The following is a 14,339-nucleotide window of genomic DNA, read 5'->3' as shown; positions in this document are numbered from 1 at the left end:
TCGACGGTCAGGTCTTCGGCGAAGTGCCGGTCGCCGGTGGCGTCGGGCACGTACTTCACACAGACAACGATCCTCAAGCTCACGCCGGCTCTCCTTACTGTTCGTGGATGTCCGCGCTGCCCCACCGGAGCACCTGAACGAGGGTATGGCACTCAGTACCCTCAGTAAAGGCACTCAGTATCGCTTTCGTCGGGCGCTGGTGTTACGTTCCCTCCATGGCGGACGCACGCGACGAGGGCAGGGCGACCGCGGCGGTGAGCGGGCCCGGGCCGTCCGGCAAGGCACCCATGCGCGAGGTGCTCATCGAGGCCGCGTTCCAACTCTTCGTGGAGCATGGCTTCGAGCGGACCACCGTGGACGACATCGTCGCGCGGGCCGGAGTGGGGCGCCGGTCGTTCTTCCGCTACTTCCCGTCCAAGGAAGACGTCGTCTTCCCCGACCATGAGCGCTGCCTGACCGAGATGAGCGCCTTCCTCGCGACGAGCACCGACGGCGAACCGCTCGACGTGATCTGTGACGCGGCCCGCCTCGTCATGCGGATGTACGCCGCGAACCCGGAGTTCTCCGTGCAGCGCTATCGGCTCACCCGCGAGGTGCCCAGACTGCGCGGCTACGAACTGTCCGTGGTGCACCGCTACGAGCGGACCCTGGCCCACTACCTGCGGCAACGCTATGCGGGAGACCCGAACGGAGCGCTGCGGGCCGAAGTGCAGGCCGCGGCCATCGTCGCCGCGCACAACAACGGGCTGCGGACCTGGCTGCGAGGCGGTGGGCACGGCGACGGCGCGAAGGCGGTGGATCAGTCGCTGGCATTCGTCCGGCAGACATGGGGCAGTGCCGGCGAATCCGCGGAGAGCGGCGCCGCGCCCGCGCCGGAGAGCGAGGAGGACGATGTGGTCGTCATCGTCACGCCGCGGAAGGCTCCCCTGTGGCGCGTGGTGCAGAAGATCGAGAAGACGTTGGGGGACGACTAGCCACCGGCGTGGCACTCAGGTGCCTTGAGAGGGAACTCAGTGCCATACCGTGGCCATGTGCGGGCTCATGAGGGCGGCGCCGACCCGCTGGTCGCCGCGCGCGTGTACCGATGCACACCGTCGGCGAATGCCACCGTCGCCCGCCCTCGCAGCACGAGGACATCCAGGTGTGCGGCCGTCTCGTTGATCGCGAGCATCTGGTTGAAGGCGCTCAACTCCGCGAACGGCACGGCCCGTCGCGTCCAGGCGAGCTTGCGGGCCACCGCGTGGGCGTCGAGTGTGTTCTCGCCCAGCGCCGCCAGGCTTCCGGCCAGCCGTTCGTCGTGGTGGGTGAGCAATTCGGCGACCCGGGTGTGAGTGCTGTCGGCGACCGGGCCGTGTGCGGGCAGCAGACGGGCGTCGGCGTAGTGGGTCATCAGCCGCAGCGAGTCCAGGTAGTCGGCGAGGGGACGGCCGCCGGGCTCGGCGAGCTCGAAGCCGATGGACGGGGTGATATGCGGCAGGACGTGGTCCCCGGAGAACACCAGCCCCCGCTCTTCGTCCAGGAAGACCACATGGCCCTTGGTGTGCCCGGGGGTGGGGACGACACGCAGCTCGCGCTCGCCGAAGCGCAGGGTCTCCGCGCCGAGCCAGCGATCGGGGGCCTCCCACACACTCGGGTCGTAGCCGCCGTGGTCCATCGCCTCGATGCGGTCGGCGAGGTCCGCGGCTCCCGCCGCGCGCAGGGTCCGCAGCGAGCCCACGGGCCGGTCGCTGCGGAGTCGGGCGAGCATCTCCAGGCCGGGGCGTTCCCCCGCGCCGAGGTAGACGCGCGAGCCCAGAAGCCGGCGCAGTTCCACCGCCTGCGTGTAGTGGTCGCGGTGGATATGGGTGACCAGGATGTGGCTGATGTCGCCGGGGTCGCGGTCGATGGCGGCAAGGGCGTCCTCGAGCACCTTGCGCGCCTCGGGGATCGCCCAGCCCCCGTCGATCATGACGATGCCGTCGTCGGCCAGATCCTCCAGGAGGTAGACGTTGACGGCACGCAGCCCGTCGCCCGGAAGTGGCAGCGGGACGCGGTGCACCCCGGGCTGTACGGTCTGGATTCCGGCCTCCGCCCAGGGCGCCTGGTCGAACCGTGCCGTCATGATCCTCCTTCGCAGGTGTGCAGGCTGATGGCCAGGTCCCGGGCCCCGCCCCGGTCGAGCTTGCCGACCTTCGTCTGGGGCAGCTCCTCGACGTCGTAGACGTACTCGGGCCACTTGGCCTTGGACAGACCGACGCTCTCCAGATGGCCGGTCACCTCGGCCAGCTCGACGCCGCCGCCGTCCTCGGCGACGACGAGCAGCGCCACGCGTTCGCCGAGGACATCGTCGGGGACCGGTGCGACACAGGCTCTGGCCACGCGTGGATGGCTGGCGACCGCGCGCTCTATCTCGGTGATGTCGATGTTGCGGCCACCTCGGATGATGATGTCCTTCTCGCGGCCCATGATGGTGAGGGTGCCGTCCTCGTGGACCATCAGCAGGTCGCCGGTGGGCAGATAGCCGTCCTCCGTCAGCTCCGGCGGATCGGTCCTGCCTTCGCGGGCGTACCCGAGGAAGAGGGAAGGGCCGCGGACCTGCGCCCGGCCGCTCACCCCCGGACCGGCCGTCTGACCGTCGGGGGTGAGCGCGCGCACGTCCGTACCCGGGAAGGGGCGGCCGTCCCTGCCGAGCCGGATCTCCTCGGGGTCGTCGGGGCTCGGCGAGGTGTGGCCCAGGCACTCGGACATGCCGAAGACGCGGAGGATCTTCGTGCCCAGGGACCGTTCGGCCCGGGCCAGGGCCCCGCGGTCCATGGGCCCGCCGCCGACGGTGATCGACCGGACGCCCCGGAGGACGCCGGAGCCGGCCGCTTCGGTGCCCATCTGCAGCGCCATGGTCGGTACGCACATGGTCCAGCGGACACCGGCCTCGGCCATCCGCCGCAGCGCGACCGCCCTGTCCCATTTCCCGGTCAGGACGAGTGGCCCGCGCAGCACGAGGGAGAGATAGACCCCGAAGCAGTACGCGGCCGTGGACGACAGCGGCACGATCGCGGCGACGGCGTCGCCCGGCGCCAGGCCGTTGACGTTGATGGTGCTCGTGGCGGCGTAGTGCAGGGCCCGCTCGGACTGGACGACGCCCTTGGGGCGCCCGGTCGATCCGGACGTCAGGCCGATGAGGGCACCGCCGGCCCACCGCGACACCTCACGGCTGTCGGGTGCGGACCGGCAGGTCCAGCCGTCGAGCACCGGCCGCGCCGGGTCCGGCAGCCGGGTGGGCACCGCCCACTCGTCCATCGCCGAGGGCTCGGCGACGACGGCGTCCGGACGGATGTCCTCCCATGCGGCGGCGAACTCGGCGGGTGTGGTGTGCCGATTGACCACCGCGAGGACCCCGCCCCGCAGCCCCACGGCAAGGGTGGCGGCGATGGTACGCCATGAGTTGTCCGCCTGGACCAGCACGGTGCCGACCGAGCCGCCGGGCTCGCCCGCGGACAGCGCTCCGGCCAGCCGTAGGGCCTCGTCGAGCAGCTCCCGGGCCGTATGGCTGCCGGTGTCGTCGATCACCGCGATGAAGTCGGCTTCTTCCGCCTTCTGCTGGAACTCCCGCACTACCTGTCGCATCCTGCCCCTCGCCGCTGTGCCGAACTCCGTTTGCCGAACGCTGTGGTGCTTGATCAGCCGCTGGACCGGGGCCGGGCGGCCCCGGCTCCTCAGGCGGCGAACATCTCCGCCTCGTGTCCCATGACCGCGATCCGGCGGCCCTTCATGTCGCCGACCTGGGCGACGGCCTCGGCCCACTCGGGGCTCGCGAGGGCCTTCTTCAGGTCCTCCGGGGAGTCGAAGCCGAGTACGGAGATCCCGTCCCAGCCCTCGGAACGCGGCTCCAGAGCGGCGTCGATGTCGGTGTGGCGCCAGGCGCGCAGCCCGGGCAGGCGGTAGGTCAGCTCCGCGTGGTCGCCGCGCCACCAGGTGATGAACTGCTCATGCGTCCACTCCGGGGGCCGGGCTGCCAGCAGGACGAGGTTGTACATGACGGTGCTCCGCACGGGGTCGAGGGGATATGGGTGGTGAGCGGGTCCGAGACCGCTCAGGTGAAGCGGATCTCCGACGAGCGCCCGATGAGCAGGCGCCGCAGTCGGCCTTCGCCGTTCACCTGCCCGGCGGCGACGAAGCTGGCCTCGGGGACGCCCGCCCGTCGTACCTCGCCCAGGAAGAGCTCGTCCTGGCCGAGCGTGGTCGCCGACAGCAGATGGTGGGTGCGGGTGCCCTTCTCACGCTGTTCGAGATAGCCGACGAGGGCGGCGCGGTCCCCGGCGAAGTCGGTGGCGTTGCCGTCACCGGTGGAGAACAGGATGGACAGCGAGAAGTCGTCGCTGATCAGGTCGAGGATCCGGGACGGCTCGTCGCCGTCCAGTATCTCGAACCACGCGGTGAGGAAGGGGGCCGCGGCCGGGGTGTCCGTCATGCCCGGCTCCCGTCGTTCGCCCAGTCGACCAGCTCGAACGAGGTGGTGAAGAAGGACTGGTAGCGCGACAGGAGCCCGCCCGGCGAGATCACCGCGGCCGAGAGGAAGGAGCCGGTGTACCGCCCGCCCTCCGTCACCACCCCGTACACGGTCTCGACGTCGCCGTCCTGGCTGTGGCGCAGGATCTCATGCGACCGGTCCTTGGGGTTCCGGCCGGCGATGTAGGCGGCGAAGTCCTCCTTGGATTCGCCGGTGACCTCACTGCCCGGCAGGGCGATGAGGAAGCGGAAGTCGGGTTCGAGCAGGTCCAGCGTCCGTTCCGGATGGTCGCTGTCCATACTGGCCATATACGTGCGCAACGTCATGACTGCGCCCTTTCGATGGGTGGCCGAGCGCCTCGGGACCCGGGACCGCCGCAGCGGACCCCAGATCAACCTGAGTTCAGTTCAATTCAGTGTGGATGCTAATCCCCAGGAAACACGGCTGACAAGAGTCCGTACGAAACGCGAAACGGCCCCCGGCGGATATCCGCCGGGGGCCGGAGGCGACAAGGAGCCGCTCAGGGTGTCACGTGGCGACCATGCGCACGCAGGCGCCCTCGATCAGCTCGCTGACCTCGGACAGCGGCGTCGGCCCCGAGGGGCGGTACCACCGCCAGACGCTGACGATCAGGCCGAGCACGCCCGAGCCCAGCAGTTGCGCGTCCCGGAGCGGGAAGGCGCCCATGGACATGCCTCGGACCAGCAGGTTCGTCCAGTTCCGCTCGACGAGCTGGACCAACTTGCGGGCCTCGACGCGCTCGGCCTCCTCCCGCTTGGACTTGCGCGTGCCGGAGAGCAGATCCATGTGGTTGTGCAGGATCCGCATCTGCAGGACCTCTTGGTCCGAGACGTCGTAGGCCGCGCGGACGGCCGCCCGGAGCGCCTCGGTCGGGTCCTCGACGCCCTCGGTCGCCTCCGTGAACTTGTCATGGGACCGCTGGAGCTCCAGCCGCATGATGGTCAGCAGGCAGTGCGTCTTGGACTCGAAGTAGTGGTACAGCGCCGTCTGCCCGATGCCGACCCGCTCCGCCACGGTGGACCACTTGGTGGCCTCGAACCCCGTCTCGCCGAAGCAGTCGACGGCGGCCACCAGAATGGCGGCGCGCTTGGACCTCGGTCCCGCTTCCGGTTCAACGATTCTCGTCGCCATGCCTCGTCTCCTGGCTGCAGCCCACCGTGTCCGTACCCGAGAGTAGCCCCAAGCTGAACTCAGTTGCCAATCGACATGAACGGACCCGGGTCAAAGACGCTCCAGCACGGTCGCGTTCGCCATGCCGCCACCCTCGCACATCGTCTGCAGACCGTAGCGCCCCTGGGTCCTGCGCAGTTGGTGAACGAGCGTGGTCATGAGCCGGGCGCCGGTGGCGCCGAGCGGATGTCCGAGCGCGATGGCGCCGCCAAAGGCGTTGACCCGCTCCGGGTCGGGGCCGATCTCCTTCTGCCAGGCGAGGACGACGGAGGCGAACGCCTCGTTGATCTCCACCAGGTCGATGTCGCCGATCGACAGCCCGGCCCGGTCGAGGACCTTCTCGGTGGCGGGGATGGGGCCGGTCAGCATATGGATCGGATCGGAGCCGACGACGGCCATGGTGTGCACCCGTGCGAGCGGGGTCAGGCCGTGGCGGCGCACCGCCTCCTCGGAGGCGATCAGCAGGGCGGCGGCTCCGTCGGAGATCTGGCTGGAGACCGCGGCGGTCAGCCGGCCGTCCTCGGTGAGGGTTTTCAGCCCGGCCATCTTCTCCAGGGTGGTGTCGGCGCGCGGGCCCTCGTCGGCGGTGAGTCCGAAGGCCGGGGTGATCTCGTCGTCGAAGGCGCCATCGGCCTGGGCGGCGAGGGCGCGCTGGTGGCTGGTGAGCGCGAATTCCTCCATGTCCGCCCGGGAGACGCCCCACTTCTCGGCGATCAGTTCGGCCCCGCGGAACTGGGAGACCTCCTGGTCCCCGAAGTGCTCGCGCCAGCCGTCCCCCGCGTACGGGCTGCCCATACCGGCCCGTTCGCCGACGGTCATGGGGCTGGCGATGGGCACCAGGCTCATCACCTCCACCCCGCCGGCCACCACCAGATCGGCGGCCCCGGAGCCGACCGCCTGGGCGGCGAAGTGCACGGCCTGCTGGGAGGAGCCGCACTGGCGGTCGATGGTGGTGCCGGGGACGTGCTGCGGCAGCCCGGCCGACAGCCATGCGGTGCGTGCGATGTTGCCGGTCTGCGCGCCGATCTGGCTGACGCACCCGAAGTACACGTCGTCGACGGCGCCCGGGTCGGCTCCGGTGCGCTCCAGCAGGGCGCGCAGCGCATGGGCGCCGAGATCGGCGGGGTGCACGCCGCTGAGCGTGCCCTTGCGGCGGCCGACGGGGGTGCGGACGGCTCCGACGATGAATGCTTCCGACACGGTGGGGCTCCAGGGGTTTCGGGGAGAAGTCAGGTGCTGGGGGCGGCGCGGGTGAAGTCGGGTGCCCGCTTGCCCAGGAAGGCGGCGACGCCCTCGCGGCCCGCGGCGGAGGCGGCCGCGGCGGCGATCGCCTGGGCCTCGCGGTCCAGGTGCGTACCGAGGTCCGAGGTCAGCCCGGTGGCCACGAGACGGCGGGTGGCACCGAAGGCGGCGGTGGGTCCGCCGCACAGCGCCTCGGCCGTGCGGACGGCCTCGGCGGTCAGCTGGTCGGGGGCGACGATCCGGCTCACCAGTCCGATGGCCCCGGCTTCCGCCGCCTTGATGCGGCGGTTGGTCAGCAGCAGGTCCAGGGCCCGCTTGGGGCCGATGAGCCGGGGCAGGAACCAGCTCACACCGGCATCCGGTGAGTAGCCGATCCCGGTGTAGGCGGTGGTGAACGAGGCGTTGTCGGCGGCGAGGGTCACATCGGCGGACGCGGCCAGGCCGATGCCCGCACCGGCGACGGCTCCCTGCACGGCGGCCACCACGGGTGCGTCGCCCGCCGCGAACGTGCGCAGGGCCTCGTGGAGCGCGCCGGTCACCGCGATGAGGTGCTTCTCCAGCGCCTCGCCGGAGAGCCGGGCGAACTCCCCGAGGTCGCCGCCGACGCAGAAGGACTTCCCCTCGCCGGTCAGCAGCACGGCCCGTACGGACTCGGTTGCGCACACCCGCGCCGCGTCCAGCAGTCCGCGTGCCATCTCCAAATCGATGGCGTTGCCCGCCTCGCCACGGCGCAGGGTGACGCGGGCCAGGCCGTCGTCGATCTCGATGCCGACCCTCATCGCGCGGTCCATCCGCCGTCGACGGTCAGGACCTGCCCGGTGCAGTACGAGGAGGCGTCCGAGGCGAGGAACACCAGGGCGCCGTCGAGTTCATGGGCGTCGCCGCCGCGCCGCAGCAGGGTGTTGCGCTCGACCCAGCGGCTGGAGCGCTCGTCGCCGAAGAGGTCCGCGGTCATCTCGGTACGGAACCAGCCCGGGGCGAGCGCGTTGACGCGAGTCCCGCTTCCGCCCCACTGTCCGGCCAGCTCCCGGGTCAGCCCGATCAGCCCGGCCTTGGACGCCGCGTAGCTCGCGCCGCCCAGTGGGGCGGCGGTGACCAGGCCGAGGATGGAGGAGACGTTGATGACGCTCCGGGGCGGCGTGCCGTCCCCGGCGGGTGCCTCCGCCACGAGGCGTGCCAGGTGGAAGGGGGCGGTGAGGTTGACGCCGAGGACGTCGGCGAAGGCGTCCGGGGATTCGTCCTCGGCGCGGGTCTCGCCGGACGTGGCCGCGTTGTTGACCAGGATGTCGACGCGGCCGGTGGTGGTCGTCGCGGTCTCGATCAGCCGCGTACGGTCGGCGGCGAGCGAGACGTCGCAGGCGACGGGGTGAATGCGCGCGTCGGAGTCGGCGAGTTCCTTCAGCCGGTCGATGCGCCGGGCGGCGGCGAACACGGTGGCGCCGGCCTGTGCGAGGACGGCGGCGAAGCGTGCGCCGAGCCCCGCGGACGCGCCGGTGACCACGGCCGTCCTGCCCCGCAGCGAGAACAGCTCCGCGGCGGCTTGGGGCGCGCTCATCCCTCCACCCCGATCGGCAGGGCGGTCGCGCCGCCGTCGAGCACCAGGGTCTGGCCGGTCATCCACGAGGAGGCGTCGGAGGCCAGGAACAGCGCCGCCTGGGCCACGTCCTCCACGGTGCCGAGGCGCCGCAGCGGCAGCTTGGCGGTGAGGATCGGCTCGCGGACCTCCCATACCGCCCGCGCCAGCTCGGTCTTGATCAGCCCGGGGGCGATGGCGTTGACGCGGGCGTGCGGGCCCAGTTCGTAGGCGAGCTGCCGGGTCATATGGAGCATGGCGGCCTTGGTGGCGTTGTAGTAGCCGATGTGCGGGTCGACGATGAGCCCGCCGACGGAGGCGATGTTGACCACCGCTCCCCCGTGTTCGGCCATCCAGGCCCGCCAGGCGCACCGGGTCCAGGCGATCATGCCGTACTGGTTGACGCGGACCGTCTTCTCCGCGCGCGGCAGGTCCAGGTCGAGCAGATCGCCGTGGTACGGGTTGGTCGCCGCGTTGTTGACGAGGATGTCGAGGCGGCCGAAGCGGGCCATGGTCTCCTCGACGCACCGCTCGGCCTGCTCGGGTTCGCCCGCGTTCGCCACCACCGTGTGCACATCGCCGTCGCCCTTGACGCGCTGCAACTCCTCGCGGGCCTCGGCGAGTCCGGCCGGTTTACGGGCCGCGATCACCACGTGTGCGCCGGCCGCCCGGTAGGCGGTGGCGATGCCGAGGCCGATGCCACGGGATCCGCCGGTGATGACGGCCACCTTGCCGTCGAGGCTGTTGGCGCTCACGCCGCTCCCGTCTCCGTGTCGGTCTTCTTCTTGTATTGCGCGAGTTCCTGGCGGGCCACCGTCCGCAGATGGACTTCGTCGGGGCCGTCGGCGATCTGCAGCGCCCGTGTGATGGCGTACAGACGGGCCAGTACGGTGTCGTCGCTGACCCCCGCCGCGCCATGTGCCTGCACCGCCCGGTCGACCACCTTGTGGGCGACCTCCAGGGCCGCGACCTTGATGGCGGCGACCTCCATACGGGCGGCGGCGTTGCCGACGGTGTCCATCAGCCAGGCCGACTTGAGGACGAGGAGACGCAGCTGCTCGATCTCGATGCGGCTGCGGGCGATCCACTCCCGGACCACTCCCTGGTCGGCGAGCGGCCCGCCGAAGGCGGTGCGTTCGGTGACGCGCTCGCACATCAGCCGCAGGGCGCGCTCGGCGAAACCCACGGCGCGCATGGCGTAGTGCATCCGCCCCGGACCGAGCCGTCCCTGGGCGAGCGCGAAGCCCTCGCCCTCGCCGCCGAGGATGTTCTCCGCCGGGACGCGGACGTTCTCGAAGAGCACATCGCCGTGTCCGAGCCGGTCGGTGTAGCCGAACATCGGCAGGTCGCGCAGGACGGTGACGCCCGGGGTGTCCCGGGGGACGAGCAGCATGGACTGCTGCCGGTAGGTGGGCGCGTCCGGATCGGTCTTGCCCATCAGGATGATCAGTTCGCAGTCGGGGTCGAGGATCCCGGAGGTGTACCACTTGCGGCCGTTGACGACGTAGCTGTCGCCGTCGCGGGTGATGCGGGTGCGGATGTTGCGGGCGTCGGAGCTCGCCACCTCCGGCTCGGTCATGGCGAAGCATGAGCGGATCTCCGCGTCGAGCAGCGGGCGCAGCCAGCGTTCCTGCTGGTCGGGGGTGGCGTACAGGGCGAGCAGCTCCATGTTGCCGGTGTCGGGCGCCGAGCAGTTGAACACCTCGGGGCCGATGATGGAGCGGCCCGCCAGCTCCATGAGCGGCGCGTATTCGAGGTTGCTGAGCCCCGCGCCCCAGTCGCCGTGTGCCATGAAGAGGTTCCACAGGCCCTCGGCGCGGGCCTTCTCCTTCAGCTCGGCCATCACCGGCGGCAGGGCGTGCGGGTCGTCCCCTTCGGCCAGCTGCCGGTCATACGTCGCTTCCGCGGGGAAGACGTGTTCGTCCATGAACGACCGCATGCGGTCCTGGAGTTCACTCGCCCGTGGCGAGTATCCGAAATCCACGATTGCTCCTGTTCGGTGGGGGCGTACCGGTGCCGGATCAGCCGAGGATGTCGCGGGCGGTGCGGATCATCGCGGCGATGGTGGGCGGCAGGCGTTCCTGGTCCGGGTCGTGGTGCTTGCCCTCGCGGTGCCGGCGCAGATTGTGGCCCATGATCGCGGCCATCTTCATGCGGCCGAGTGCCCGGAACCAGTCCATCTCGGGCAGCGCGGGCCGCCCGTCGCGGTAGGTGTCCAGCAGTTCGGCCTCGCCGGGCAGTCCGGGCACGGCGTGTCCCAGCTGGGGGAAGTTGCGGTGGTCGGCGAAGAGCAGAAACCAGCCCAGGTCGATGCGTGGGTCGCCGACGCTCCAGATCTCCCAGTCGACGACGGCCATCGCTCGCTCGCCCACGCAGAGCACATTGCCGAGCCGGAAGTCCCCGTGCAGCAGCACCGGCGGGAGGCCGCGGGGGACGCCGTCGGCGAGACGTGCCAGCAACTCCTCGCCACCGGGCCGAAGTTCGGCGGGGACGGCACGCAGGGTGCGGCTCCACCGCTCCAGCTCGCCGGCGGCGTCGAGCGGTGCGGGCGCGTCGAGCCCGGGTGTGTCCACATCGGTGCCGTGCAGCCGCCGCAGGACGGAGGCGATCTCCAGCATCCGGGCGCGGGCCGTCGCGGGGTCCATCTCATGGTCGTCCAATACCGGCTCGATGGCCTCCCCGGCCGCGAAGTCCATGGCGAACCAAGCGGGTTGGGTCGCGTCGACGGCCACGACGCCCGGTACCGGCACCATGGATCCGGTCAGCGCGCTCAGCACCCGCGCCTGGCGCAGGACGTCGTTGCGTCCGACGGGGCGCTGGCCCGGAGGCACCGCCTTGACGACGTACCGGGCATCCCCGGCCGCGACCTCGTAGGTCAGCCCCGAGTGGCCACCCGGCAGCACCGTCAACTCGCCGACCGGCGCCCCCGGATGGTGGCGGGCGAGCCGGTCGCGGACCCGGGCGGCCAGCTCCGGCACCTCGGTGGCCATGCTCATCGGACGGGCTCCTTGGGCAGGCCGAGCACGCGCTCGGCGAGGATGGTGCGCTGGATCTCGTCGGTGCCGCCCGCGATGCTGTAGCCGGGGGCGCCCAGCAGATGTTCCGTCCAGGCGTAGGTGCCCCACTCCCCCGTGTCCGCCACGAGGCTCGGCCCCAGCAGCTCGGACACCAGGTCGCTGGTGCGCCGCATGGTCTCGGTGGCGTACAGCTTGCCCACCGAGGCCTCCGCGCCCGGTTCGCGCCCGGCGACGAGGGCGGCGGTCACCCGCAGTCCCATGAGCCGCTGGACGAGGGTGCGGAGGTGGAGGTCGGCGGCCCGCTGCCGTTCGCCGCCGGTGAGGGGGCGCGAGAGGTTTCCGGCCAGGTCCAGCGCCCGATCGGCGTTGTCCAGGCCGAGGCTGCCGGAATCGAGCCGTTCGGCGGCCAGCACGCTGAGCGTGACTCGCCACCCCTCGCCGACCGGCCCGAGCCGGTCGGCGTCGGGCACCCGCACACCGTCCAGATACACCTCGTTGAAGCTGGTGCCACCGGTCATCTGCCGGATGGGCCGTACGGTGACGCCCGGCGCGTCCATGCGCACCAGGAAGACGGTGATGCCGGCGTGCTTGCGGACGTCCGGATCGGTGCGGCACACCGCCACGCCCCAGGTCGCCACACGGGCCCCGGAGGTCCATACCTTGTGCCCGGTCAGCACCCAGCTTCCCCCACTCTCGGCTTCGCTCGAGCGGGAGGTGCCCCCCTCCTCGCGCACCGCCCGGGTGCGCACCGCGGCGAGGTCGGAGCCCGCCTCGGTCTCCGAGAACAGCTGGCAGGCCAGTTCGTCGGTGCGCAGCATGGGCACGAGCCAGCGCCGCTTCTGCTCCTCGGTGCCCCACAGGCCGATCGCGGGGGCGACGAGCGCTTGGGTCACGGGGAAGATCTCTGGGCGGTGCGGTACGTCGAAGGCCGCCTCCTCGCCGCGGTAGAGCTGCTCGTAGTACGCGGGCAGACTGCGTCCGCCGTACTCCTGCGGCCAGTTGAGCGCGGACCAGCCCTGGTCGTAGCGGGTGCGTTCCCATTCCTGGACGCGGGCGGTGTGCTCGCGCTCCTGCTCCTCGGTCCAGTTCTCGAACACGGCGACGGAGTCGGAGCCGCTGCCCCACTCCCCGTCGGCGGCGCGGGGCCGGGCCACGCCGGCGAGCCACGTCCGGGCCTCGGCGCGGAACTCATCGGGTTCCGGGATACCGCTCATGTCTTCCTCCACCTCCGATCGGGGGGCCGTTCAGCCGGACATTCCGCGGGCCGGTGCGCGGGACGTTCGGCGGGACGTTCGGCGGGACTTTCAACGGGACAAGACCGTGCAGGCGCTCACGCCGGGGGCGCCGTACACATGGGTGAAGCCGATCCTGGGACGGTCCGGGACCTGGCGCTCGCCGGCCCGGCCGCGCAGCTGCTGGACGACCTCGTAGACCTGGCGCAGTCCCGAGGCGCCGATGGGTTCGCCGTTGGCGATGCAGCCGCCGTCGGTGTTGACCGGCAGCGACCCGTCGATCCCGGTGGCGCCGGAGGCGATCAGCCGCTCCTGCTCACCGTCCTCGCAGAATCCGCACTCGGCCATGTGCATGACCTCGGCGCCGCTCTCGGTGTCCTGCAGCTGACACACATCGACATCGCCGGGGCCGAGCCCCGCCTCCTCGAAGGCGGCGGCGGAGGCGTCACGGCTGACGCTGGTCAGTGCGCCCCCGGGAATCCACGGGCTGAACACCTCGAACGAGCCGAAGCGCCGGGTGCGTACGGCCGCCGAGCGCAGGGTGACCGGTGTGCTGTCCATCGCACGGGCGGCCTCGGGCGAGCAGAGGACCAGCGCCGCCGCGCCCGCTCCCGGGGAGCAGAACATGAAGCGGGTCAGCGGATCGCTGACCATGCCGGATGCCAGGACCTCCTCGGCGGACACCGGTTTGCGACGCCATGCCTCGGGGGTCAAACCGCCGTTGCGGTACGCCTTCTCGGCGACCAGCGCGAGGGTCCGCGGGGTGATCCCGTGGTCGTGCATATAGCGCTGGATCTTCATGCCGAAGAACTGGGTGGTCACCATCAGCCCGTCGCTGCCGTACTCCGCGCCCAGGCCCCAGTCCTCGGGCCTGGGGTCGAAGGCGCCGCGCGGGTGTTTGTCGAAGCCGACGGCGAGGACGACGTCCGCCATGCCGGAGCGGATCGCGTTCACGGCGGAGACCAGCGCGCTGCCGCCGGTGGCGCAGCCGTTCTTGACGTTGACGAACGGCAGCCCGGTCAGGCCGAGTTGGGCCACCAGAGTGTCCGCGAGACCCGCGCTGTCGCTGCCGCCGAACGCGGCCCGCACCCGCGACCACGCGATCCCGGCGTCCGACAGCGCGGCGTTCACGGCGGCGACGGCCAGCTGCCGACCGGTCTCCTCCGACCGGCCGAACGGGGTGCGCCCCGCGCCGCAGATCAGCACATCGGTGCTCACGAGCCCTCCTCGCTCAGGGGTGTGGGCCTGGCCCGGGGCACCCCGGGACCGGCGGTCACGGAGAGCGGCATGCCGATGCGGACGGCGTCGAGGTCGTCGACGTCGAGGACGGCGGCCACTCGCACGCCCTCCGCCAGCTCGACATAGCCGAGCGCGAACGGCTCGAAGCCTCCGGGCGGGGCCTGGTAGGGCGGCGACTTGGGGGCGTACCGCTGCACCGTCCAGGTCCACAGCGTGCCCGTGCCCTGGAGGGCCGCCGGATCGGCCGGCCCTCCGCAGCGCGGGCACGTGTCGTCCGCGGGGTACACCGCCACCGAGCAGCCGGAGCAGCGTGCGCCCTGGAGCCCGCCGGCGGCGGGGCTCCGCGGATCCGTGGTCAT

The 14,339-nt window shown here is 71.6% G+C and carries 16 protein-coding genes and 1 pseudogene; 1 reads left to right on the top strand and 16 read right to left on the bottom strand.

What is annotated here, in order from left to right:
- Positions 1 to 83 (bottom strand): annotated as a pseudogene (locus ACFYOY_RS09300) (electron transfer flavoprotein subunit beta); the annotation flags it as partial.
- Between the two features lie 132 nt (positions 84 to 215).
- Here ACFYOY_RS09300 and ACFYOY_RS09295 point away from each other — a divergent pair.
- Entirely contained in the window at positions 216 to 974 is a 759-nt protein-coding gene (locus ACFYOY_RS09295) for a TetR family transcriptional regulator (protein WP_351903219.1), read from the top strand.
- A gap of 65 nt (positions 975 to 1,039) precedes the next feature.
- Here the strand turns inward: ACFYOY_RS09295 and ACFYOY_RS09290 are convergent, their stop codons facing one another.
- From ACFYOY_RS09290 to ACFYOY_RS09220, 15 genes are all read right to left on the bottom strand, one after another.
- The gene (locus tag ACFYOY_RS09290; RefSeq protein WP_351903216.1) at positions 1,040 to 2,101 is read right to left on the bottom strand and encodes an MBL fold metallo-hydrolase; all 1,062 of its coding nucleotides are present in this window, start codon (positions 2,099 to 2,101) and stop codon (positions 1,040 to 1,042) included.
- Positions 2,098 to 3,603, bottom strand: coding sequence for a class I adenylate-forming enzyme family protein (locus tag ACFYOY_RS09285; RefSeq protein WP_388585788.1), 1,506 nt, complete (start codon positions 3,601 to 3,603; stop codon positions 2,098 to 2,100). Before ACFYOY_RS09285 ends, ACFYOY_RS09290 begins: the two co-directional genes overlap by 4 nt.
- A gap of 89 nt (positions 3,604 to 3,692) precedes the next feature.
- Positions 3,693 to 4,013 (bottom strand): EthD family reductase, encoded by a 321-nt coding sequence (locus ACFYOY_RS09280; RefSeq protein WP_351903228.1) that lies wholly within the window; start codon positions 4,011 to 4,013, stop codon positions 3,693 to 3,695.
- 56 nt (positions 4,014 to 4,069) lie between these two features.
- Positions 4,070 to 4,447 (bottom strand): hypothetical protein, encoded by a 378-nt coding sequence (locus ACFYOY_RS09275; protein ID WP_059143257.1) that lies wholly within the window; start codon positions 4,445 to 4,447, stop codon positions 4,070 to 4,072.
- Positions 4,444 to 4,812, bottom strand: coding sequence for a nuclear transport factor 2 family protein (locus ACFYOY_RS09270; protein WP_351903210.1), 369 nt, complete (start codon positions 4,810 to 4,812; stop codon positions 4,444 to 4,446). Before ACFYOY_RS09270 ends, ACFYOY_RS09275 begins: the two co-directional genes overlap by 4 nt.
- A 202-nt stretch (positions 4,813 to 5,014) precedes the next feature.
- Complete coding sequence (locus tag ACFYOY_RS09265; protein WP_059143259.1) at positions 5,015 to 5,638, bottom strand: TetR/AcrR family transcriptional regulator; 624 nt, start codon at positions 5,636 to 5,638, stop codon at positions 5,015 to 5,017.
- A gap of 90 nt (positions 5,639 to 5,728) precedes the next feature.
- A complete protein-coding gene (locus ACFYOY_RS09260) occupies positions 5,729 to 6,877 on the bottom strand; it encodes an acetyl-CoA C-acetyltransferase (protein ID WP_351903207.1) in 1,149 nt (382 codons plus the stop codon).
- Positions 6,878 to 6,906: 29 nt separating this feature from the next.
- Entirely contained in the window at positions 6,907 to 7,698 is a 792-nt protein-coding gene (locus tag ACFYOY_RS09255) for an enoyl-CoA hydratase-related protein (protein ID WP_351903204.1), read from the bottom strand.
- Entirely contained in the window at positions 7,695 to 8,474 is a 780-nt protein-coding gene (locus tag ACFYOY_RS09250) for an SDR family oxidoreductase (protein WP_351903201.1), read from the bottom strand. Before ACFYOY_RS09250 ends, ACFYOY_RS09255 begins: the two co-directional genes overlap by 4 nt.
- Positions 8,471 to 9,247, bottom strand: coding sequence for an SDR family oxidoreductase (locus ACFYOY_RS09245; RefSeq protein WP_351903198.1), 777 nt, complete (start codon positions 9,245 to 9,247; stop codon positions 8,471 to 8,473). The genes ACFYOY_RS09250 and ACFYOY_RS09245 overlap by 4 nt, the downstream gene beginning before the upstream one ends.
- Positions 9,244 to 10,476: an acyl-CoA dehydrogenase family protein gene (locus ACFYOY_RS09240; protein ID WP_351903195.1), complete on the bottom strand. Its 1,233-nt coding sequence runs from the start codon at positions 10,474 to 10,476 to the stop codon at positions 9,244 to 9,246. The genes ACFYOY_RS09245 and ACFYOY_RS09240 overlap by 4 nt, the downstream gene beginning before the upstream one ends.
- Positions 10,477 to 10,513: 37 nt before the next feature.
- Positions 10,514 to 11,488 carry a phosphotransferase family protein gene (locus ACFYOY_RS09235; RefSeq protein ID WP_388585781.1) on the bottom strand — a complete coding sequence of 325 codons (975 nt, stop codon included), beginning with the start codon at positions 11,486 to 11,488 and terminating at the stop codon, positions 10,514 to 10,516.
- Positions 11,485 to 12,723 (bottom strand): acyl-CoA dehydrogenase family protein, encoded by a 1,239-nt coding sequence (locus ACFYOY_RS09230; protein WP_351903189.1) that lies wholly within the window; start codon positions 12,721 to 12,723, stop codon positions 11,485 to 11,487. Before ACFYOY_RS09230 ends, ACFYOY_RS09235 begins: the two co-directional genes overlap by 4 nt.
- A gap of 90 nt (positions 12,724 to 12,813) precedes the next feature.
- Complete coding sequence (locus ACFYOY_RS09225; RefSeq protein WP_388585778.1) at positions 12,814 to 13,959, bottom strand: thiolase family protein; 1,146 nt, start codon at positions 13,957 to 13,959, stop codon at positions 12,814 to 12,816.
- Entirely contained in the window at positions 13,956 to 14,339 is a 384-nt protein-coding gene (locus ACFYOY_RS09220) for an OB-fold domain-containing protein (protein WP_351903183.1), read from the bottom strand. Before ACFYOY_RS09220 ends, ACFYOY_RS09225 begins: the two co-directional genes overlap by 4 nt.

Origin of the sequence: Streptomyces sp. NPDC007875 (genome assembly GCF_042868035.1) — a bacterium.
Taxonomy (GTDB): domain Bacteria; phylum Actinomycetota; class Actinomycetes; order Streptomycetales; family Streptomycetaceae; genus Streptomyces; species Streptomyces antimycoticus.
Note: the sequence above shows the minus strand (reverse complement) of the source record. Positions and strands in the feature narration are given on the sequence as shown.